This window comes from Labrys sp. KB_33_2 (assembly GCF_052114505.1).
Taxonomy (GTDB): Bacteria; Pseudomonadota; Alphaproteobacteria; order Rhizobiales; family Labraceae; genus Labrys.
On record NZ_JBFREW010000005.1, the window covers coordinates 236,128 to 257,955 of the forward strand.

Here is a 21,828-nt window from a genome sequence, read left to right on the forward strand (position 1 = left end):
CGCTCATGCTTGCGCCACCCGGAAGCAGGCGGCGGCGTGGGTGCCGCTGCCGAGGCTGGGCTTGTCCATCAGGCAGGGTTCGTAGCGCGCCGGGCAGCGCGGACCGAAGGCGCAGCCCTCAGGCAGCCTGAGCAGCGAAGGCGGTGAACCGGGAATGGCCGGCAGGCGGCGCGGCTTCTCGCCGGTCAAAGGCGGGATCGAACCCAGGAGCGCCCGCGTATAGGGGTGCCGCGGATCGGAGAACAATTCCGCCCGGCTGCCGCGCTCCACCACCCGTCCCGCATACATGACCATGACCCGGTCGGCGAGCTCGGAGACCACGCCCATGTCGTGCGTGATGAAGACGACGGCCGAATTATGGGTCGAGCGCAGCTTGCGCACGAGATCGAGGATGCCGGCCTGCACGGTAACGTCGAGCGCCGTGGTGGGCTCGTCCGCCACCAGCAGGGCCGGGTCGCAGGACAAAGCCATAGCAATCACAGCCCGCTGGCGCATGCCGCCGGAAAGCTGGTGGGGATAGCGCGACATCGCTTCGCGCGGATTGGGGAAGTTCACCTCCGCCAGCAATTCCTCCACACGCTCGAGCGCCTTGGCCTTGCTGATTTTGCGATGCGCCTGGATCTGCTCGGCGATCTGCCAGCCGATGGTGTAGACCGGCGTCAGCGCCGTCATCGGATCCTGGAAGATCATGGCGATCTCGTTGCCGCGCAGGCGCCGGAGTTCGCGCGCGGGCAGGCCCACCAGTTCGCGGCCCTTGTAGCGGATCGAGCCTTCGATCCTCGCGTTGGGATCGGTGATCAGGCCCATCACCGCCAGCAGCGACACGGTCTTGCCGGAGCCGGATTCGCCGACGACGCCGAGGATCTCGCCTTCGGCGAGGTCGAAGGAAACCCCGTCGATGGCGCGCACCAGGCCGTCATCGGTGCGGAAGGAAACCCGAAGATCGCGTACGGACAGCATCATGACGTCCTCACGCGCGGATCGAGAAGGATATAGACGAAATCGACCACGGCGTTGGCCACGACCACGAACATGGACGCATACATCACGGTTGCCATGATCATCGGCAAATCGAGGTTCTGCAGGGCGTCATAGGTGAGCTTGCCGATGCCATGCAGGCCGAACACCACCTCCGTCAGCAAAGCGGAGCCTCCCACCAGCGCGCCGAAATCGAGTCCGAACAGGGTGATGAAGGCAATCAGCGAGGTCCTGAGCGCATGGCGCAGCAGGATGCGCGTTTCCGACAGGCCCTTGGCGCGAGCCGTGCGGATATAGTCCTCCTGCAGGGATTCGATGATCGCCGCCCGCAGCACGCGCCCGTAGATGCCGATATAGAGCACCGCGAGCGTGACCCAGGGGATGACCAAAGTGAGGAACCAGCCCTTGGGATCGTCGAAGAAATTCTTGTAGCCGAGCGGCGGCACCCAGCCGAACAGCCAGGTGTCGTGATAGCGGCTCTGGGTGATCAGGTTCATCACCTCGCCCAGCCAGTAGACCGGCATGGAAATGCCGATCAGCCCCGCCGCCATCAGGAGCCTGTCGATCCAACTGTCACGCGTGGCGGCGGCGATCATGCCGATGATGACGGAGACCACGACCCACAGGATCGCCGCCCCGAACACCAGCGAGAGCGTGACCGGGATGGAGTCCAGTACCGCCGGCACCACCTTCCAGCCGCGATTGACGAAGGAGGTCAGGTCGCCGGTGACGAAGATCTTCTTCATCATCAGGCCGTACTGGACATAGAGCGGCTGGTCGAAGCCGAAATTGTGGCGCACGGCCTCCAGCACCTCGGGCGAGGCGTTGCGGCCGGCGATGCGAGCCGCCGGATCGGCACCGGGCGTGGCGAAGAAGATCAGGAAGACGATGACCGAGATGCCGAACATCACGAACAGCATCTGGCCGAAGCGGCGCAGGATGGCATAGATCATTAGTCGCGCCCCAGTCGAACTTTGGAACGCGGGTCGAGCGCGTCGCGCAGGCCATCGCCGAAGACGTTGAGCGCCATCACCGAAAGGGCGATCGCGATGCCCGGCGCCAGCGCCACCATGGGGCGCGTATAGAGCAGCGCCTGCCCGTCCTGGATGATGGTGCCCCAGCTCGCGGCGGGCGGCTGCACGCCGATCGACAGGAAGGACAGTGCCGATTCGGTCAGCATGTTCAGCGCCATCATCAGCGGCACGAAGACGATCAGGGTGGTGGTGATGTTGGGCAGGATGTCACGCCACAGGATACGCCGTCCCGGCACGCCCAGATTGATGGCGGCGAGCACGAATTCACTTTTGCGCAGCGACAGCACCTGCCCGCGAATGGGGCGCGCCACATAGGGCACATAGACGATGCCGATGATGATGATCGGCAGCCACAGACTGCCGGATTCGATCACGATCGGCCCGATCGAAATGCCCTGCGCGATGGTGACGATGGAAAGTGAAATTGCCAGCAGATAGATCGGAAACGCCCAGAGGACGTCGAGGAAGCGCGACAGGATCGTGTCGACGATGCCGCCGAAATAGCCGGCGATCAGGCCCGCGGCCGTGCCGAAGATCAGCGTGAAGATGGTGGCGGCCCCCGCGATCATCAGCGAAGAGAGGCCGCCATAGAGCATCCGGGCCATGACGTCGCGCCCCTGGCTGTCGGCGCCGAGGAAATAATTGCCGAGCCGCCAGGTCGGGCCGAGCGGCGTGTAGCCGAGCCCGAGCCCCTCTGTCGACTGCTCCATCACCGGTACCTCGGCGCCATCGATCTGGATGACGGCGTCGAGCGTGGAAGCGAACGGATCGACCCCGGCCCAGCGCGCATAGAGCGGTGCGCTGAGACAGGCAGCCACGATCAGCAGGAACAGCCCCAGGGATGCCATGGCCGCCTTGTTGCGTCTCAGCTTCACGAAAGCGAGGGCCCAGGGCCCTCGCGATCGGCGTGGCATGGCGACGACGTCATTCGCCACGGAGGTTTCCTCGAAGTGTGTCACTGAACCCAGGCCTGCGTGACCATCCAGTTGAACTGCGGGTTGAACTTGAAATTGCCGACGCGCTTGCTGACGAAGTCGAGGCGCTTGGGCGTGAAGAGGCCGACGGCCGGCGCCTTGTCGGTGATCTGCCTGTCGATCTCGGCCCACATCTTGTCGGCAGCCTTCTGGTCGGTGACACCCAGGTCCAGCGCCTTCTGCATCTTGGCGTCGATCTCCTTGTCGCAGAAACCGGAGATGTTGATCGAGGCGTCCGAGCCCTCACGGAAGGAGGCGCAGCCGAACAGGATGTTCAGGAAGTCCGAAGCCGCCGGATAATCCTTGTACCATTGGCTGACCGACATCTGCACCTTGTTGTTGGTGTTCTGGATGTAGGTGAACTGGATGTTGGTCGAGATCGGCTTGACGTCCGCGACATAGCCGATGCTGGTCAGCACGCTCTGCAGATAGACGCCGATGGAGCGCGAAATGGCAGTGTCCTCGACGATGATGGTGACCTTCTGGCCCTTGGTGCCGGATTCCTCGACGAGCTGTTTGGCCTTGTCGAGATCGGTGGCCGACCATTTGGCGCCGGGATTCTTGGTGAAGGGGCAATAGTCTTCATGGCCGGGGAAATCCGGCGGCAGGACCTGGCAGACCGGCGTGGCCAGCACCTTGCCGCCGAACAGCTTGACCAGCGTGTTGCGGTCGATCGCAAAGGCCACGGCCTGGCGGGCTTTCTCATTGTCGAAGGGAGCCAAGCGGGTGTTGAGCGGGGCGTACCACCATGCCGAAAGCGGCGAGATATGGAGCTGATCCTTGAATTTGGTGCCGAGTTCGCCGAGACGATCACTCGGCAGCGGATCGAACATCCAGTCCGCTTCCCCGTTCTGGATCGCGGTGACGGCGGCTTCCTCGGACAGGCCGAAATCATACTGCACCGCGTCGGGATAGCCGTCCGGCTGGGCCTGCTCGCTCCATTGCTTGAAATGGGGATTGCGCGAGAGCGTCATGCCCTTGTTGGGGTCGAAAGCCGAGATCATGTAGGGGCCGGTGCTGGGGATGGGCCGGGAGCCCATGTCTTCGGCCGGCGTATCCGCAGGCAGGATCACCGCATGCGGCAGAGCGAGCTTGTAGAGGAGCTCGGCATCCGGCTTGGTGAGATTGATGGTGATCGTGCCGGCGGCCTCGTCGGCGACGATGCCGCCTTCCAGCGTGCAGCTCTTGGTATCGGCCAGGCATTTGTCGGCCCCGACGATGCCGGCATAGAAGGTGCCGGAGGTCGGGCCGGAAATCTTGAAGATGCGCTGGAAGGAGGCGACGACATCCTTCACGCCGAGATCCTGTCCGTTCGAGAACTTGATGCCCTTGCGCAGCTTGAAGGCGAAGGTCTTGCCCTCATTGCTGACCGCGGGCAGGGCCTCGGCCAGATCCGGCACGACCTCGAAGCCGTCCTTGCCTTCCGCCTTGCGGAAGATGACGAGCCCGTCATAAACAGGCTGGTACATCTGCCAGCCCTGGTCGGTGTAGTTGATATGCGGATCGAGGGTTCCGGCTGCGGAGCGGGCCAGCAGGCGGATGGTGCCGCCGCGATGTTCCTTGAGATATTCGGCCTGTGCCGGCGCCAGCCAGGAGCCGGCCAGCAAGGCCGTGGCTGCAACAGCCAAAAGCAGTCTCTTCATTGTCGATCCCCTCTTCTTGACAGTTCAATTGTCGTGTTGATCCAGGAAGTCCCCGACCACCCGCATGCATCTTTCTTGTTCTTCCACATGCGGCATGTGGCTGGAATGCTCGAATATTTCCCAGCGCGATCCCTTGATGCCGTCCTTGTAGGGCTGCACGGTCGCGGGGGTGGCTTCGTCATGGCGTCCGGAGAGGATCAGCGTGGGCACCTCGACGGCGGGCAGGCGGTCGATGACGCTCCAGCTCTTCAACGTGCCGATGACATGAAACTCGTTGGGGCCGTTCATCACATTGTAGACGGTAGGATTGCGTGCCACCTGGGCGAAGCTTGCCGCCACCTCGGGCGGGAAGGGCACGACACGGCAGACATGGCGCTCATAGAAGACCATGGTCGCCTCATGATACTCCGCATCCTCCGTCGTGCCGGCCTCTTCGTGCCGGGTCAGCGTTTCCTGTATGTCGAGGGGCAGGTCGGCGCGCAGGCGGTTGGCTTCCTCCACCCACAATTTCATCGACGCCGGTGAATTGGCGATGGTCAGCGACTTCAGACCCTCAGGCCTGATCACGGCATATTCGGCACCCAGCATGCCACCCCAGCTCTGGCCGAGCACATGGAAGCCGGCACGAATGCCGAGATGGTCGACCAGGTTCTCGAGCTCGTCGATGAAGAGCGCTGGCGTCCAGAAATCGGCGCCTTTCTCCGGCAACAGGGTGGAATTGCCGCAACCCAACTGGTCGTAGTGGATGACGGCGCGTCCGTCGCGGGCGAGCAGCTTGTAAGCATCGACATAATTGTGGGCGACGCCCGGTCCGCCATGCAGGATCACCACCGGGGCCTTGGCGCTCCCGAGCTCGCCGCTGACCCGATACCAGGTCTCGTAGCCCTGGAAGCTAGCCCGGCCGTCCCGGCTGGTGATCTCAAGCGACATTGTGTTTCCCATTCTGGTTATGGACCCATTCTTCCAGCATCTGCACGCCGAAGGCCGTGGCGCCCTGCCGGCCCAAGGGACGGTCGCTCTCGGCCAGTTCCTTGCCGGCGATGTCGAGATGGACCCAGGGGCGGTCCTGCGTGAAATGGCGCAGGAAGGCGGCTGCATAGGGCGCGTCGCCGTCTTCCATGTCCTTGGCATGGTGCCTGAGGTCGGCGAAGGGCGAGTACAATCCCTCGTCATAGGCGCGGTCGAGCGGCAATTGCCAGAACCGTTCGCCGACCGTTTCTCCGGCTGCGATCATCTGGGAGGCGATGGCGTCATCGGTGCTGAACAGGCCGGCGAAGACCGACCCCAGGCCCCGCATCACCGAATAGGTCAGGGTAGCCAAGTCGACGATCACCGAGGGCTCGAAGCGCGAGGCGGCATAATGGAGGCAGTCGGCCAGGAGCAGGCGCCCCTCCGCATCCGTATCGAAGATCTCTACGGTCTGGCCCGAGGCCGTCGTGATGATCTCGCGCGGCTTGAGTGCGGTGCCCGAAGGCAGGTTCTCGGCGATGCCGAGCACGCCCACGGCATGGACGGGGCTGCCCTGCCGGGCAAGCGCCAGCAGGAGGCCGATCACCGCGGCCGCGCCGCCCATATCGGCCTTCATGTCGAACATCTGCGCGCCACCCTTGATGCAAAGGCCGCCGGAATCGAAGCAGACGCCCTTGCCGACGAAGGCGAGGGGCTGTTCGCCCGAGCCCTTGCCGCGATAGCGCAGCACGGCCACCCGCGGCGCGCGGGCCGAGCCGGAACCGACGGCCAGGAGCGCGTTCATGCCGAGCTCCTGCAGCCGGGCCGCATCGAGAATCTCGACCTCGATACCGGCCTGGCGCAAGGCCTCCAGATGATCGGCGAAACTGTCGGGATGAAGATGGTTCGGCGGCAGGTTGACCAGGGTGCGGGCATAGTCGACGCCATCGGCGATGGCATTGGCGCGGGCCAGCGCCGCCGTGAGTTCGGTCTTGCCGGCGCCGACAAGCTCCAGCCGCCAGGCTTGATCCACCTGCGCGACCGGACGCTTATTGCGCAGGTCGAAGCGGTAGCGGCGCAGCCGGACGCCGAGCGCGACGCGTGCCAGGATTTCCGCCCCGGATAGGCTGGCTTCGGTGATGGGATCGAGGACGAGCGTCGCCTCTCCGATGCCCTTGCTTTCCAGATGCGCGGCAAGCGCGCCGCCGGCTCGCGCCAGGGACAGGGCATTGAGCGCCCCGGCCTGACCCAGCGCCAGCACGATCACCCGCCGGACCGATACCGCGAGCGGTGCGATGATGTCGGTGCAGGTGCCAGATGCGGCGAGGGAGATCGGGTCGGAGCAGACCCGGTATAGAAGGCCGCCCATTTCGGCGTCCAAGGCCGCTGCCCGAGGGCCGAGTTCCTGCCCGGCAGGCTGCAGGACCACGATGGTGGCGGCTGCGGAGGAGATCCCGTCTGCCGGCTCGAACACGGGCACTGGAGATTGCGGCATCGGACGGAGGACTCCCTTATTGCAGCGACACGCGCGGGGACTGTCTCCTGGCGCATATCCTCGCTCCGGCGTACGGCCCTTGCCGTTCGATCCGAAGTTCTGGCCCATGCGCAGAGCCGCGACCGCCTTTGGCGACGGTGCGGTGCCGATGTCCCCTGTGGTCGCTTTGTCGTGACGACTTGGTCCTTCTTCGGTATCCTTGAAGACGGCAGGCGATCAAACGCCAATTTCGACCACGTCGGTTGACAAAAACTCATCTGACAATTCATCATCGGCGCATGGCACTCCCCTCACTCAATGGCATGCGCGCTTTCGAGGCCGCCGCGCGTCTCGGCAGCCTCAAGGAAGCGGCGGAAGAGCTGCATCTGACCCCGTCCGCCATCAGCCGCCACATCCGCACCCTCGAGACCACTCTGGGCCAGGAACTGTTCGAGCGCGGGTTTCGCCAGGTCACCCTGACGACGCGGGGGTCCTATTATGCGCGCTGCCTGTCGGAGGCCTTCGAGGCGATCTGGCGGGCCACGGACGATGTCAGCTTTCACGACGGCCCACGCCAGGGCAAGGCGCATCGCGTGCGGGTGCTATGCGTGCCCCCGGTGCTCAATCTGTGGCTGGCCGACCGGCTGCCGGGCTTTCGCCGCGAGCATCCCTCCGTGGATCTGGAGGTGATGACCTCGGGCAAGCGCGCCAATTTCGACTTGGCCATCGTCGACGAGTTCGACTACAAGGCCGGTCCCGCCTTGACGCTGCTGATCCCGCTGGTGCTGACGCCGGTTTGCGCACCGTCACTGCTGGAGGGCCCCCTGCCGCTGCGCTCGCCGGCGGATCTCATTCATCATCATCTGATACACGAATGCGAAACCACGCGATGGATGCGCTGGTTCGAGCAGGAAGGCGTGGCCTACAGCCCGCCTAAATCCGGCACCATCATGGATGATTGCACGCTGATCATGCGTGAAACCATCAACGGCGTCGGCATTGCCCTTGCCGACACCATGATGGCGCAGGATCTGCTGGAGCAGGGTCGGCTGGTCGCCCCGTTCCCCGCCCGCCATGTCTATCCGGCCGGCATCTATCTCTTTCGACGCCGAAGCGTGGGCAACAAGCAGGGCGCAAGCCTGTTCCAGGACTGGCTGCTGGCCGAGGTCGCCGAGCACAAACGGGCGATGGCGATCGCCTGAATCATATCAAATCGCCATGGACCTCATCTGCAGGACAATGGCGCGTGCCTCACGGCCGTGCTGGGCTGCAAGGCATGCCGGTCCTTCTGCGCTCAGCAACGCCGTATCGCGTGTCGCCAATTGGAGGGGGGCTTGCGTGACGGGCTTCAGGCTCCATGTCCCGCTGGCAGCGAAGACGATGACGAGGTCGTCGGGCGGTATTTCATAGTCGCTGGGGGCGGCCAGCACCTTCTGCGCGACGTGGCGCCAGCGCTGACGGCTGGCCATGACGTTGAAGACCCGCACGGGCCCTTTGACCGGCCTGCCGATGGGGGCAAGGCCGGTATCGAAGCGGAATGGCGCGAAGGGCAGGAGCCGATGCCTGGAGTGCCCGAAGTCGAGCTCCAATTCCTCGCCCTCGATCAGGGTGATCACCCGCTCCGCACCGGGAAAGCTCGAGAAGGCGCCGTCCTCGATGATCGGAGCGCTGCTGATCCTCACCTCGAAATCGTCGCGCGAGCCGGCTGGCGGCGAAAGATAGATCTCGTCGGTTTCCCCGCGCCCGTTCTTCCAGGGCAATGTCGCATAGGTGGTGCGGGCAAGGTGTTCGACGGCCATGACGGTCCAGTTTCGTTGGGGCAGGGATTTCGGTGGCGGCCGGCGCCGGTCAGGCCAGCCGATCGAGGAAGCGGAGGAGGCCCGGTGCCAGCGCCGCGCCTCGATCCGAGGCGATCGCTCCATCGGCGGCCAGATGAAGACGCCGGATGCCGCTGTCGGTTCTGCACAGATAGAAGCCGGCGGGCGGCCGGCAGAGCAGGGGGGAAAGGGTAAGCTGGGAGCCTGATGGGACGATTTCGGCCAGCCAGGGCGTGCCGAGCAGGGCATTGGCCGCCCGGAGGTCGCCAGCCCGTAGGAAGGCGCGAACCTGGCTGGACGAGCAGCGCTGGGCATTGGCCGAGACTTCCGGGACGCAGGTCACGCCGAAGCCGAGGGACCTGCCGAGATGGGTGAGCAGGTCGGCGTCGCCGGCTCGCGACCGGCCGAAGCGGAAGTCGTCGCCTGCGACGACGTGGCTGATGCCGAGAGCCTGCTTGAGGATCCTGTAGGCAAATTCCGCCGGTGTCAGCGAGGCGAAGGCTGCATCGAAGGTCGGCGAGAAGACGTAGTCGAGCCCCAGGGCGCCAAAGCGACGGGCCTTCGTCGCAGGGGTGGTCAGGCGAAAGGGAGAATCCGCCGCGCAGAAGAAACTGCGCGGATGGGGCTCGCAGGACATCACGGCGATCGGCAGGTCCCCGCCGGCAATGATCTCGGCGGCATCGAGCAAGGCCTGGTGGCCGCGATGGAAGCCGTCGAAATTGCCGAGCAGCAGCACGGCGCCGCGGTCGGGGTCTCCAGCGGGCAGGCAATCGGCGACGTGGCGCAAGCCGCCGTGGCCTGCCGGCTGCCATTGCTCATGCTGGATAGGCTGTGTCCATGTCATTGGGCAAATCCCCGGAAGCGGCCCTGCTTCGACGCTCGAAGGCTAGCGATCCGCCGTAAAGACGGGAATTCGCATTTTCCGAAACGCTGCTTTGGGAAAACCGTGGCATGCCGACGGGGCAAGGCCGCTGCTTGGACGGAGTCTCCTTGATGAGATGGGTTATCATGCTATATAGATAACCATAATAATTCGGATTTGGAGCTGACGACATGACGACCGCCCAGGCACTCAAGGCATTGTCGGGGGTCACCACCATCACGGGGACCCCGGAAGAGGTGCGCGACGGCCTCGGCCATCTCGGCGCCAAGGGGACGCAGGTCATCGCCGTGACGCTGGACCAGGTCAGTTCCCCGGCGGCGAAGGTGCTCGCCCATACGTTCGAGAGCATCGCCCCGCTCGTTGGCGCAATCATGGCCCGACGCGAGAAGGCCGCCCTCCAGTCGATCATCGAGGCCCTGGTGCCCCAGGTGCCGTTGCCCCAGCATATGCTGGCCGAAGCTCGGATGACGGCCGAGGCCCGCAAGGCCGTGCTGGAGGAAGGCGAATGGCTCACTGCTGCCCAGGTTGCGGAGGTGGCGGGGTTCAGCGCGACCAATCCCAGTGCCCAGCCCAACAAGTGGAAGAAGGACGGGCAGATCTTCGCCATCCGCCATCAGGGTATCGACTATTTCCCTGGCTATGGCCTGGACCCCTCGACCGGCTATCGGCCGGCCAGGCCGCTGGGCGAGGTGCTGAAGATCTTCGGCCAGGCCAAGGATGGCTGGGGCGCGGCCTATTGGTTCGGCTCCGACAACAGCTATCTGGGCGGGGAGCGTCCCCAGGACCTGCTGCTGAGGGAGCCCGACCGGGTCATCGCGGCGGCCCGCGACGAAATGGAGGGCGTGCTGCATGGCTAGGGGCGCGCTGAGGCTTGCCAAGGCACGCCCGCTGACACCCGCACCGCCATCACAGCTTGCCGCCAAGACGACACTGATGACCTGGCCGAAGGGCCAGGTCATCCACCGGATTCACCTCGACAGATACGGGGCCGCCCAGTTCAATCCGGGCATCGCCGGCAATGCCCGTTTCAGCCCGATCAAGAAGGAGGGGGGCGTGCCGATCCCAACCCTTTATGGCGGCACCTCCTTCGACTGCGCCGCCATGGAAACCGTCTTCCACGACGTTCCCTTCACCGCGCGCCTGAAGACGCTCGACAAGGCCAGGCTTGCCGGCCAGGTGCATTCCCGGCTTGAGCCGCGGCAGGATCTCCTGCTCGTCGATCTCAGCGCGACGGCCTTGCGCCGCCTCGGAGTACGCCGGACCCAGCTCATCGATACGGAAAAGGACCGCTATCCCGGCACGCGTGCCTGGGCCGCGGCCTTCCATGCGGCTCTTCCCGAGGCGCAGGGCCTGTGCTGGATTTCCCGGCAGGACGACCGCGCCCTCGCCCTCGTCCTGTTCGGCGATCGCCTTCCCGACGATGTCCTGGCTCCAGTGGGTGGGCAGCGTGTCCTTCTCGGCTCGGGCGAAGCCCTCACCGAGCTGACAGGGCTGGCCGACCGCATCGGCGTGAAGCTGGTCGCAGGCAAGGCCTGACGGCGGAGACGAGGGTCCTCCAGAAACAGGGGGTATCGCGTCCACCGGGAGCGGGGGAACTGCACTCCCGATGGACGCGAGAGCGGCTACCAGATGGTGTAGCCGCAATCGACGACGACGACGGCACCCGTCATGGCACTCGCGGCGTCGCTGGCCAGGAACAGGATGGCCGAAGCGATCTCGTCGGCGCGCGCCACGCGCTTCATCGGCGTCATCTCCATCCACACCGGGAACAGATCCGGCTTGTCGAAGCCGCCGCGCGACATCGGCGTGTCGACATAGGTCGGCGCCACGGCATTGACGCGTACGCCGTGGGGCGCCCATTCGCCGGCCAGCGATTTGGTCATGTGGTGCACGCCGGCCTTGGCGGCATTGTAGTGGACCTGGCGCTGGGGCTTGTTGGAGATGAGGCCGGACATCGAGCCCAGCGTAACGATGGAGCCCTTGCCACGCTGCAGCATCGCCCGCCCGAATTCGCGGCAACTCCAGTAGCAGCCGTTGAGGTCGACATCGATCACCTTGCGCCAGACCTCGTCGGTCATGTCCTCGCCGCCGGTATCTGGCCAGGCGATGCCGGCATTGGCGATCAGGATGTCGACGCCGCCATGGCGTTCATTGGCCTCGCGCGCGGCCCTGCCGACAGCATCGGCATCGGTGACGTCGAGCTCGACGGCATCGACGGTCCAGCCCTTGGCGGTCAGCGCCTCCCGGCCACTGGCGAGCACGGCCGGGTCGAGATCGGAGATCACCACCTTGGCGCCGGCCTCCAGCAAGGCCTCGGCGCTGGCGAGCCCAATGCCGCGGCCGCCGCCGGTGATGAAGGCCGACTGGCCGGATAGGTCGAATTTCTTCAAATACATCGCTGCAATATCCTCCAGACGAGAGAAGGGGCGATTTCTTCCAATCGACCTTCTCGCGAACTCTTTGTTTCGACGTGTTTTTCCTGATCGAGAAATCTATCGACTTCTCGATCAGGAAAATACTTGAGTGGTAGCGCCGTCACTTGACGGCGCCGAAGGTGAGACCTCGGACGAGCTGGCGCTGCGTGAGCCAGCCGAAGATCAGGATGGGGCCGATCGCCATCAGCGAAGCGGCGGAAAGCTTGGCCCAGAACAGGCCCTCGGGGCTCGAGAAGCGGGCGATGAAGGCGGTGAGCGGCGTGGCCTGCGTCACCGTGAGGTTGATGCTCCAGAACGCCTCGTTCCAGGACAGGATGATGGCCAGCAGCGCCGTGGAGGCGATGCCGGGCATGGTCATTGGCAGCAGCATCCACACGAATTGCTTGAGAGGGCCGGCGCCGTCCATGCGCGCCGCTTCCAGGATCTCCTTGGGCACGTCGCGAAAGAAGGTGAAGAGCATCCATACGACGATCGGCAGGTTGATCAGCGTGTAGAGGCCGGTCAGCCCCGCGAGCGAGTCCAGCAATCCCGCCCACTGAAACAGGAGATAGATCGGCACGAGCACGCCCACCGCCGGCATCATCTTGGTGGACAGCATCCACATCATCAGATCCTTGGCGCGGGGGCCCGGGAAGAAGGCGAGGGCGTAGGCCGCCGGCAGGCCGATGAGGATGCCGAGCACTGTCGAGCCGACCGAGATGATCACGCTGTTGGCGAAGAAGTGGAGATAGTCGGCGCTCTCCAGGATCTCCTCGAAATTGTGCAGGCTCGGCTGGAAGAACAGGATCGGGGGCGTGGCGATGGCCTGTTGCTCGGTCTTGAAGGCGGTGAGTATCATCCACAGGATGGGAAAGAACAGCACCAGAGTGAACAGCCAGCACAGCACGCTGACGATGATGCGACGGGTGAGTGAGACGGCCATCGATCAATCCTCCAGCGTGCGCGAAATCGTGCGCATGAGGAAAATGGCGACGAGGTTGGCGAGAACCACGGCGAGCATGCCGCCGGCCGAGGCGCCGCCGATGTCGGAATCGAGAAGGGCGGTCTTGTAGATCAGATAGGGCAGGGTGGTGGAGGCGTCACCCGGGCCGCCGGCGGTGGTGACCAGGATCTCGGCGAAGATCGAGAGCAGGAAGATGGTCTCGATCATCACCACGATGGTGATGGCCCGGTAGAGATGCGGCAGCATGATATGCGCAAACAGCCGCAGCCCGTTGGCGCCGTCCATGCGGGCGGCCTCGATCTGCTCGCGGTCGAGCGATTGCAGCGAGGTCAGCAGGATCAGGAGGGCGAACGGGATCCATTGCCAGGCCACGATGATGATCACCGATAGCAATGGATAGTCGCTGAACCAGTCGATGACCGGGAGGCCCAGGGAACGTGAGATCCAGGCGAACAACCCGTTCACCGGATGCATCAGCAGGTTCTTCCACACCAGGGCGCCGACCGTGGGCATGATGAAGAAGGGGGCGATGCACAAAAGGCGCGCCAGCCCGCGGCCGAATACCGGCTGATCAAGCAGGATGGCGCCGAGGACGCCGACCATCACTGTGATCGCCAGGACGCTCACCACCAGGATGACGGTGTTGAGGATGGCGTTCGTCAGCCCCGGATCCTCGAGCAGATAGCGGTAATTGTCGAGGCCGGCAAAACCGGTCTGGTCGAGATAGTTCAGATTATAGCGCTGAAACGACAGGTAGACCGTCAGTGCCAGCGGCACGATCATCCAGACGAAAAGCAACAGGACGGATGGCGCCAGCAGGGGACGCGTATCGACGCCGACGCCGCGGTGGCGAGCGAACAGGGCGACGGCCATGGAGCTCCTTTCGGATCGATCCTGGCGCGTTTGGCGATCCGGTCTGTGGTCCGGAAACGCAGTAACGCGACGAAACTGGGGGGTGGGACGAGCAAAAGCCCTTGCTCGGCCGCCTTTCTCCGGGGATTGGCGACGCGATCCCGATTGAGGCAGGATCGGGATCGCGCCGCCGAAGATGCGTTCCGGGAGAGAAAACGCATCTTGAGGGATTGCCGGGCGGTTCGCCCGGCAAGCTTGTTTCGGCCTATTTCTTCGGATAGCCGGCCTGGCGCATGGCGCGCTGGGTCAGCGACTGGGCCGCCGCCAGGCCCTGGTCGACCGTCTTCTTGCCGGCGATCACGGCGGCGAACTCCTGGCCGACCGCGGTGCCGATGCTCTGGAACTCGGGAATGCCGACGAAGGAGATGCCGCGATAGGGCACCTTGTCCTGGGTGGCGTCCGTCATGTTGGCGGTCTGGATGGTGTCCAGCGTCAGCTTGGCGAAGGGCGCGGCCTTGATGTAATCGGCATTGTCATAGGTCGATTGGCGCGTGCCCGGCGGCACGGTGACGATGCCGGAATAGTCGGCGACCAGCTTGATATAGTCGGGCGAAGTGGCCCAGTAGATGAACTTCTTGGCCGCATCGGGTGCTTTGGAGGAAGCCGGCACCGCCAGCGCCCAGGACCACAGATAGTGGTTGCCCTTGTTGAACTTGCCATAGGGCGGGTGGGCATAGCCGAGCTTACCGACAACGCTGCTCTGCTTGGGATCGTTGAGGAAGCCGGCCGAGACGGTGGCATCGACCCACATGCCGCATTTGCCGCTGGCGAACAAAGCAAGATTCTCATTGTAGCCGTTGGAGGCGGCGCCCGGCGGGCCATATTTCTTCAGAAGATCGACATAGGCAGTCAGGCCTTCCTTCCAGGCCGGCGTATCGAATTGAGGCTTCCACTCCATGTCGAACCAGCGTGCGCCATAGGAATTGGCGACCGGCGTGATCTGGCCGATATTCTCGCCCCAGCCGGGCTTGCCGCGCAGGCAGATGCCATAGACGCCGTGATCGGGATCATGGATCTTGGCGGCAAAGCCATCGATATCCTTCCAGGTCGGCTGCTCGGGCATGGTCAGGCCGGCCTTGTCGAACAGATCCTTGCGATAGAAGGTCATCTGGCTTTCGGCATAGAAGGGCAAAGCGTAGAGTTTGCCGTCATAGGACAGACCGTCGCGTACCGATTTGAGCACGTCGTCGAGTTTGTATTCGGCGGGCACGGCATCGAACGCCGTCAGCCAGTTGCGCTCGCCCCACATTGGCGCTTCGAACAGGCCGATGGTCATGACGTCATACTGGCCGCCCTTGGTGGCGATATCGGTGGTCAGGCGCTGGCGCAGGGTGTTTTCTTCCAGCACCACCCAATTCAGCTTGATGTCGGGATTCTTGGCTTCGAAATCCTTCGACAGCTTCTGCATCACCACCATGTCGTTGTTGTTGACGGTGGCGATGGTGAGCTTGGTTTCGGCCTGCGCCGGCAGGCCGGCGATGAACGCCGCCACCGCGCCAAGGCACAGTGTCTTGAGAGCTCGCATGGTTTCCTCCTCCTCCTTCTGGTGTCGTGTTCGACATCTCGATGCGCTGCAAAGTCGATGGTCGGCCCGTCCCTGGCACGAAGACAAGAGTCCCCGTGTTGCAGCATTGAAAAAATGCGCAAGCTTCATCCAAATTCGGGCAAGACAGGCGAGTTTTGGCAGCGATTGCTAGCGGGCCAGGCTACTTTCCTCCGGGTGTTGGTATTTTTCTCTCATATTTTTTCATAACATTCCAAAAGTTATCATGGAGATTGTTTAAGTCAACAACGAAGCTGCCGGCAGCGGGCGCGATCTGCTGTCATCCGGAGGGGGCTGGATTTCCAGGCGCATGGCGGCGGGTGACTACTCCTTTCCACGGGGTTTCGCACAGCCTTGACGAGGAGCGGTTTGCCTCCCGGCTTCAGAGCGGCGATGCTAGGAGAGATCGTTTTGTGAAAGGACCGCGCCTGGCGCGGAAGGGGAGATGATGTCCGGTTCCGACGACGGTGCTCTCGTCATGGATTTGTTGAGGGTACTAGCCGTCTTCGCTCTCGTCGCCGCCAACGGGTTTTTCGTGGCGGCCGAATTCTCGCTCGTCGCGGTTCGCCGCAGCAGGGTGGCCGAACTTGCCGCGTCGGGGCGGAGGAATGCCCGGCCGCTGTTGCGCGCCATCGACAATCTCGACGCCAATCTGGCGGCAACCCAGCTCGGCATCACCATCTCGTCCCTGGCCCTGGGCTGGATCGGCGAGCCGGCACTTGCCCACCTCATCGAACCGCTGCTCGGCTGGCTGCCTGGTGGGATCGCCACCGTCGGCGCGCACGCCATTGCCGTCGCCATCGCCTTCGTGATCATTACGGCTCTCCACATCGTCCTGGGCGAGCTCGCGCCCAAGAGCCTGGCCCTGCAGCGCAGCGAGGGAACTGCGCTATGGATCGTCAGGCCGCTGGGATTGTTCCTGTTCCTGCTGCGCCCGGCCATCCTCATGCTGAACGGCCTCGGCAATCTGGTGCTGCGGGCGTGTGGATTGCAGCCCGGTTCCGGAGAGGAATCGCTGCATTCGCCCGAGGAACTCAAATTGCTGGTCCGGGCCAGCCAGGATGCCGGCATCCTGCAGGATGCCCAGGAGGAGGTGATGGTGCGCGTGCTCAGCATCGGCGGGCGCCGCATCAGCGATATCATGACCCCACGGCGCGAGATCGACTGGGTCGATATCGACGACGATCCCAAGGAGACGCTGCGCATCATCCGCGAATGTCGTCACGACCATCTCCTGGTGGGGCGCGGCAATATCGACGAGCCGCTTGGCATGATCGTCAAGCAGGACCTGCTCGACCGGGTACTGGATGGCGAGAGGCTCGATCCGCTTGCCGCCATCCGCCAGCCGATCATCGTGCATGAGGCCATGCCGATCTTCCGGGTGCTCGACCAGTTCAAGCGGACCCCGATCAGGCTTGCCCTCATCGTCGACGAATATGGTGGCCTCGAAGGCATCGTCACCCAGACGGACCTGCTCGAGGCGATGGCGGGCGACATGCCCGAGGTCGAGGGGGAAGAGCCCGATATCGTCGAGCGTCAGGACGGCTCCCTGCTGATCGACGGCATGATGCCGGCCTATGCCGCATTCGACCGGCTGCAACTGCATACGCGGCCGCAGGACCGCGACTTCCACACCATTGCCGGCTTTGCGCTCTCGCAGCTCGGCCACCTGCCGGATGTCGGCGAGCAGTTCGATTATGGCGGCTGGGTGTTCGAGATCATCGACATGGACGACCGCCGCATCGACAAGCTCCTGGCGCGCCGGGTGGACAGGGCCGAGCCGTGAGGGTGGAAGCCACATAACTCAGATCGCGACGATTAAGGCGCGTCTTGCCTTCTCCACGGAGTGATGCAGCACATTACGGGCAATCAGCCGGAATGACGGCCTTCGTGCCGAGCGACTTCAGTTCGTCGATCGAAGCGATGCCCATTAGCGCCAGCGTGATCGAGACTTCCCGGGTGAGGATGTCGATCACGTCGGCGACCCCGGCCTGACCCGCGGCGGCGAGGCCATAGGTATAGGCCCGGCCCAGCATGACACCGTCGGCGCCGAGCCCGATGGCCTTGATGATGTCGGCGCCGCGGCGAATGCCGCCATCGAGCATCAGGCAGAAGTCGGGACCAACAGCCCGGCGGATGGCGGGCAGGGCTGCGATGGTACTCGATGCGCCGTCGAGCTGGCGTCCGCCATGGTTGGAGATCACCACGCCGTCCAGGCCGATCGCCTTGGCCCGCTCAGCATCCTCGGGGGCGAGAACGCCCTTGACGACCAGCCTGCCCTGCCAACGCTCGCGCAGCCAGGCCATGTCCTTCCACGACACCGTCTTGTCGATGTGACGCGAGAGATTGGCGGCCTGTTCGAGCGCGCCGCGCCCGAATTCGCGCCGGTGCTCGATCGCCCGGACGCTGGGCATGCCGCCCGCGGCCACGTCGAGAAGCCAGCCCGGCTTGCGGGCGAGGCCAAGGAAAAGCCCCGGCGTCACCCGCGTCAGCGAACGGAAGCCGTTGCGGACGTCGCGTTCCCGGATGCCGGTGATCGCGGTGTCGACGGTCACGAACAGCGTGTCGGCGCCGGCGGCGCGGGCTCCTTCCAGGAACTCCTCACAAAGCGAGCGGTCGTCGAGCATATAGAGCTGGAAGTGGAGCACGCCCTTGCTCGCTCGCCTGACATCGGCGAGCGAGGCGATGGAGAAGTTGGAAAGGCAGAGCGCGATCCCCGCCTCATGCGCCGCCAGGGCCGCCTTCTCCTCGCCTTTGCCGGCATAGAGGCCGAGGAAGCCGACCGGCCCCAGCATGAAGGGCAGGGGATAGCGCATGCCGAGATAATGCGTGGAGAGGTCCTGCTCATGCGGCTCCACCAGTACGTTCTGGCGAAGCGTCAGCCGGGCAAAATCGTCGCGATTGGCCCGAAGCGTATCCTCCTCGAAGGATCCGCCATCGATATAGTCGAAGAAGATCTTCGGGAGGCGGCGGCGGGCCGCCTCCCGATAGTCGTGCACGTTCACCAATTGCATGGAATTACGCCGTGATGGGATCGAGGGTGTCGAGGAACAGCGAGCAGGCGTTCAGTCATGAACACGCTTTGCTCCTGTATGAAGGTAACGGCTGCCCAGCGAATAGCGGCTGCCGACATAGGTGAAGGTGTTCACGGTCGCGACAACCGGCCCCGAGAAGGTCTTGCGGTGCAGGACGAGGCAGCTGTCGCCGGGGCGGATATGGAGCAGGCGCGCGGTTTCCTCCCCCGCCGGCAAGGCGCTGATCAGATGCTCCACCTCGGTGAGCGGCGTCGATTGCTGCAGATATTCGTAGGTCGCCGCAACCGTGTAGTCCTGGTCGAGATAGCCGCTGACCAGATCGGTGTTGACGTAGCGCTCCTCGAGCTGCACCGGCACGCCGTTCTCGAAATGGATGACGATCGAGTGGTCGACCGGCTTGATCGCCTCGAATTCGAAGGCGATCATCAGTTCGGGCGTGGGCTGCGATATGCGTTCGAGCGTGACGACCTCGGCGCGATGGCGGCTGCCGCGCGCCTTGATCTCGGTGGCGATATTGCTGATCTCGATGAGCGTCGATTGCGGTTTAGGCGGCGCCACGAAGGTGCCGACTCCAGGAATGCGGCGCAAATGCCCCTGCACCGTCAGCTCGCGCAAGGCCCGGTGCACGGTCATGCGCGAGACGCCGAGAGCAGCGACGAGGTCGTGCTCCGAAGGCAGCCGCGCATGGCGCCCCCATTTGCCGCTGGCGATGTTGCCGAGGACGAAGTCCTTGACCTTCTCGTAGAGGGGAGAGGCGGAGTCGGAAAGAACGTCCATGGTCCTGTCTCCTGCTTGGGGGTGTCGAGAAAGCCTGTCGGGTCATGCAATCGGGAAAATGAAGGCCTGCTAATCCGTGAGCTGGACGATGGTTTTCAGTTTCGCGCTTGGACCGGCCAGCAAACGCTCATAGGCCGCCGGGATCTCGTCCAGGGCTGGCAGGACTTCGCAGAGTTGTTCCAGCGCCCCTTGCAACTGACCCAGCAGCGAGGTGGCCTGCACAAGCTCGTCGTCGGCGAAGGCGTGGCAGCCGATCAAGGCGATCTCGCGTTCGACCAGCTGGGTGGGGTCGAGGTCCAGCCTGCCGTGGCCGATGCCGACCAGGCAGAGAGCCCCCGCGCCGGAGAGGAGGCCGAGCGTCGTGGCGATTGCCCCGGCATGTCCCGTCGCATCGATGGCATGACGCAGTCGCCGCTCCCCAAGCGCAGCGGCGATGTCGTCGGCCGCCAGGTCGACCCGCCTGCCTCCGCTCAGGGCGGACACCAAGTCGGCGCGCGCGGCGTTGGGTTCGCTGAGCAGAATGGGGCCATCGTGCAGATGGGCGAGCAGCAGGGCGCACAATCCTCCGATCGTGCCGCAGCCGACCACGAGGACCGGCTCGCCGCGCGATGCGGCGAGGCGCCGTACCGCGTGCAGCGCCACTGCCAGCGGCTCGGCCATGGCGGCGATCCGCGGCGGCAGCGAAGGCGCGTGCGGCACGAGTAACCGGGCCGGCAATTGCACGGCATCCGCAAAGCCTCCGTCGCAGGCCTCGCCGACGAAGCCGAGATTCTCGCAGACATTGTGCCGCCCGTCGGCACAGGCGGCGCAATTTCCGCACCAGAATCTCGAATCTGCGACGACGACATCACCGACCGCAAACCCGCTCACACCCTCACCGATCGCCGTCACACGGCCGCAGAACTCGTGGCCTGCAACCGAGGGGCGGCGGGTGATCCATTGGCCGGTCCGATAATTGTGCAGGTCCGAGCCGCAGATGCCGGCGGCCCTGACTGCGAGATTGACATGGCCGGGCGGCGGGGAAGAGGGAGCCTCGACCGCCTCCACGCGCAGGTCCCTGACATCGTACAGCCGGACCGCCTTCATCGCTCAGCCGCCCTTCTTCTTCAGATAGGCCTCGCGGATCGGCGAGACGGCATTGGCATGGGAGGAAAAGCCCTCATAGAGCGCCAGCTTGTGGGAGTGGCGGGCGAATTCGGCATAGGCCGGCGCGGTGACATAGCCGATCGAAGAACGCTTGACGAAATCGGTCACCGAAAGCGGACCGTAGGTGCGGGCCCAGCGGCTGGTCGGGAGCACGGCATTCGGCCCGAGCGAGAAATTGGCGATGCTGACCGGCGTGTGCGTCCCCATCAGGATCTCGGCGGCCTCGGTGATGTGGCCGAGATGGATGAAGGGCTCCTCGGACAGGATTTCCAGGTGCTCGGGCGCATAGTCATTGACGAACTGGTAGCTCTCCTCGATCGAGGAGGTCAGCACCACGCCGCCGGTGCTGCCCGTCAGCACGGCCTTGGAGAAGGTGACGCGCTGCTCGGTCATGCGGGCCCAATGCTCGGGCAGCGCGGCGAGTGCCTCTTCGGCAACCCGGCGGCTATGGGTGACCAGATAGGCCGAGGAATCCGGCCCGTGCTCGGCCTCGATCAGCAAATCGAGTGCGGCGAGGCCGCCATGCACGGTGTCATCGGCTAGGATCATCACCTCGGAGGGACCGGCCGGCAGGCCGGTATCGATGACGCCCGACAATAGGCGCTTAGCGGCAACGACCCAGGGGCTGCCGGGGCCGACGATCTTGAGGGCCGGCTTGACGGTCTCGGTGCCATAGGCGACGGCCGCGACCGCCTGTGCGCCGCCGACCTTGTAGACGGTCTCCACTCCCGCGAGCCTCGCGGCGACCAGCGTGGCCGCATCGACCGAGCCGTCGGGCGCCGGCGGCGTGACGATGGCAAGGTTGGGAACGCCGGCGACCACGGCCGGAACCGAGGTCATCATGGTCACGGACGGGAAGGAACCCTTGCCGCGCGGCACATAGAGGGCGACCGACTGGATCGGGGTGAAGCGGTCGCCGGCATAGGCGCCCGGCCGGATTTCCTTCAGCCACATGGCCTCGGGCTTCTGCTCCTCATGGAAGCGGCGGATATTGTCGATGCCGAAGGTGATCGCCTGGATGACGTCGCCATCGACCTGCTTGAAGGCGGCATCGAATTCGGCCGGCGTGACCTTGAGGTTGGCCTCGGTCACCTCGGCCCTGTCCAGTTCCCGGCCGAAGCGGGCCAGCGCGGCATCGCCCTCGGTCCTGACCGCCTCGAGGATCGGCGCGACCTTCTCGATGAATTTGGAAATGTCCGTTTCCGAACGGCGCAACAGGGCGGCCTTCTCCTCCGCGCTGAGGCTGGCATAGTCGTAGAAGCGGGCTGAGGTCATCGTTCTGTCCT

General features: G+C 64.6%; 20 protein-coding genes. 4 read left to right on the forward strand and 16 right to left on the reverse strand.

What is annotated here, in order from left to right; genetic code table 11:
* Positions 1-3 precede the first annotated feature (3 nt).
* From AB4037_RS11460 to AB4037_RS11485, 6 genes are read right to left on the reverse strand one after another with little or no spacing between them, the layout of a single operon-like run.
* Complete coding sequence (locus AB4037_RS11460) at positions 4-963, reverse strand: ABC transporter ATP-binding protein (RefSeq protein ID WP_434959964.1); 960 nt, start codon at positions 961-963, stop codon at positions 4-6.
* Positions 960-1,931 carry an ABC transporter permease gene (locus AB4037_RS11465; protein WP_434959965.1) on the reverse strand — a complete coding sequence of 324 codons (972 nt, stop codon included), beginning with the start codon at positions 1,929-1,931 and terminating at the stop codon, positions 960-962. Before AB4037_RS11465 ends, AB4037_RS11460 begins: the two co-directional genes overlap by 4 nt.
* Entirely contained in the window at positions 1,931-2,947 is a 1,017-nt protein-coding gene (locus AB4037_RS11470) for an ABC transporter permease (RefSeq protein WP_434959966.1), read from the reverse strand. The genes AB4037_RS11465 and AB4037_RS11470 overlap by 1 nt, the downstream gene beginning before the upstream one ends.
* A gap of 20 nt (positions 2,948-2,967) precedes the next feature.
* Entirely contained in the window at positions 2,968-4,629 is a 1,662-nt protein-coding gene (locus tag AB4037_RS11475) for an ABC transporter substrate-binding protein (protein ID WP_434959967.1), read from the reverse strand.
* A gap of 24 nt (positions 4,630-4,653) precedes the next feature.
* Positions 4,654-5,559, reverse strand: coding sequence for a proline iminopeptidase-family hydrolase (locus AB4037_RS11480; protein WP_441771596.1), 906 nt, complete (start codon positions 5,557-5,559; stop codon positions 4,654-4,656).
* Complete coding sequence (locus AB4037_RS11485; protein ID WP_441771597.1) at positions 5,549-7,072, reverse strand: leucyl aminopeptidase; 1,524 nt, start codon at positions 7,070-7,072, stop codon at positions 5,549-5,551. Before AB4037_RS11485 ends, AB4037_RS11480 begins: the two co-directional genes overlap by 11 nt.
* Positions 7,073-7,350: 278 nt before the next feature.
* Between AB4037_RS11485 and AB4037_RS11490 the strand changes: the two genes are divergently transcribed.
* The gene (locus AB4037_RS11490) at positions 7,351-8,253 is read left to right on the forward strand and encodes a LysR substrate-binding domain-containing protein (RefSeq protein WP_441771598.1); all 903 of its coding nucleotides are present in this window, start codon (positions 7,351-7,353) and stop codon (positions 8,251-8,253) included.
* A 6-nt stretch (positions 8,254-8,259) separates the two neighbouring features.
* Here AB4037_RS11490 and AB4037_RS11495 read toward each other — a convergent pair whose 3' ends face one another.
* Both AB4037_RS11495 and AB4037_RS11500 read right to left on the reverse strand, forming a co-directional pair.
* Positions 8,260-8,850, reverse strand: coding sequence for a HutD/Ves family protein (locus AB4037_RS11495; protein ID WP_441771599.1), 591 nt, complete (start codon positions 8,848-8,850; stop codon positions 8,260-8,262).
* A gap of 49 nt (positions 8,851-8,899) precedes the next feature.
* A complete protein-coding gene (locus AB4037_RS11500; RefSeq protein WP_441771600.1) occupies positions 8,900-9,712 on the reverse strand; it encodes a hypothetical protein in 813 nt (270 codons plus the stop codon).
* Positions 9,713-9,921: 209 nt separating this feature from the next.
* Here AB4037_RS11500 and AB4037_RS11505 point away from each other — a divergent pair, with 209 nt between their 5' ends.
* Together AB4037_RS11505 and AB4037_RS11510 are read left to right on the forward strand one after the other, a co-directional pair.
* Positions 9,922-10,608, forward strand: a complete 687-nt coding sequence (locus tag AB4037_RS11505; RefSeq protein WP_441771601.1) for a hypothetical protein — start codon at positions 9,922-9,924, stop codon at positions 10,606-10,608.
* On the forward strand, positions 10,601-11,287 hold the full coding sequence (locus AB4037_RS11510; protein ID WP_441771602.1) for an RES family NAD+ phosphorylase: 687 nt from the start codon (positions 10,601-10,603) through the stop codon (positions 11,285-11,287). The genes AB4037_RS11505 and AB4037_RS11510 overlap by 8 nt, the downstream gene beginning before the upstream one ends.
* Positions 11,288-11,373: 86 nt before the next feature.
* Here AB4037_RS11510 and AB4037_RS11515 read toward each other — a convergent pair whose 3' ends face one another.
* From AB4037_RS11515 to AB4037_RS11530, 4 genes are all read right to left on the reverse strand, one after another.
* Positions 11,374-12,147 (reverse strand): SDR family NAD(P)-dependent oxidoreductase, encoded by a 774-nt coding sequence (locus AB4037_RS11515; RefSeq protein ID WP_434959974.1) that lies wholly within the window; start codon positions 12,145-12,147, stop codon positions 11,374-11,376.
* 139 nt (positions 12,148-12,286) lie between these two features.
* The gene (locus AB4037_RS11520; protein WP_441771603.1) at positions 12,287-13,108 is read right to left on the reverse strand and encodes a carbohydrate ABC transporter permease; all 822 of its coding nucleotides are present in this window, start codon (positions 13,106-13,108) and stop codon (positions 12,287-12,289) included.
* A gap of 3 nt (positions 13,109-13,111) precedes the next feature.
* Entirely contained in the window at positions 13,112-14,002 is an 891-nt protein-coding gene (locus AB4037_RS11525) for a carbohydrate ABC transporter permease (RefSeq protein ID WP_441771604.1), read from the reverse strand.
* A 244-nt stretch (positions 14,003-14,246) separates the two neighbouring features.
* Positions 14,247-15,566 (reverse strand): ABC transporter substrate-binding protein, encoded by a 1,320-nt coding sequence (locus tag AB4037_RS11530; protein WP_441771605.1) that lies wholly within the window; start codon positions 15,564-15,566, stop codon positions 14,247-14,249.
* A gap of 466 nt (positions 15,567-16,032) precedes the next feature.
* On the opposite strand from AB4037_RS11530, the gene AB4037_RS11535 reads away from it, so the two are divergent.
* Positions 16,033-17,370, forward strand: a complete 1,338-nt coding sequence (locus tag AB4037_RS11535) for a hemolysin family protein (protein ID WP_441771699.1) — start codon at positions 16,033-16,035, stop codon at positions 17,368-17,370.
* A 73-nt stretch (positions 17,371-17,443) separates the two neighbouring features.
* Here AB4037_RS11535 and AB4037_RS11540 read toward each other — a convergent pair whose 3' ends face one another.
* From AB4037_RS11540 to hisD, 4 genes are all read right to left on the reverse strand, one after another.
* A complete protein-coding gene (locus AB4037_RS11540) occupies positions 17,444-18,598 on the reverse strand; it encodes an alpha-hydroxy acid oxidase (protein ID WP_441771606.1) in 1,155 nt (384 codons plus the stop codon).
* A 51-nt stretch (positions 18,599-18,649) separates the two neighbouring features.
* Complete coding sequence (hutC, locus tag AB4037_RS11545; protein ID WP_441771607.1) at positions 18,650-19,396, reverse strand: histidine utilization repressor; 747 nt, start codon at positions 19,394-19,396, stop codon at positions 18,650-18,652.
* 69 nt (positions 19,397-19,465) lie between these two features.
* Positions 19,466-20,482 (reverse strand): zinc-dependent alcohol dehydrogenase, encoded by a 1,017-nt coding sequence (locus AB4037_RS11550; protein ID WP_441771608.1) that lies wholly within the window; start codon positions 20,480-20,482, stop codon positions 19,466-19,468.
* Positions 20,483-20,485: 3 nt separating this feature from the next.
* Positions 20,486-21,817 carry a histidinol dehydrogenase gene (hisD, locus tag AB4037_RS11555; protein ID WP_441771609.1) on the reverse strand — a complete coding sequence of 444 codons (1,332 nt, stop codon included), beginning with the start codon at positions 21,815-21,817 and terminating at the stop codon, positions 20,486-20,488.
* Positions 21,818-21,828 lie beyond the last annotated feature (11 nt).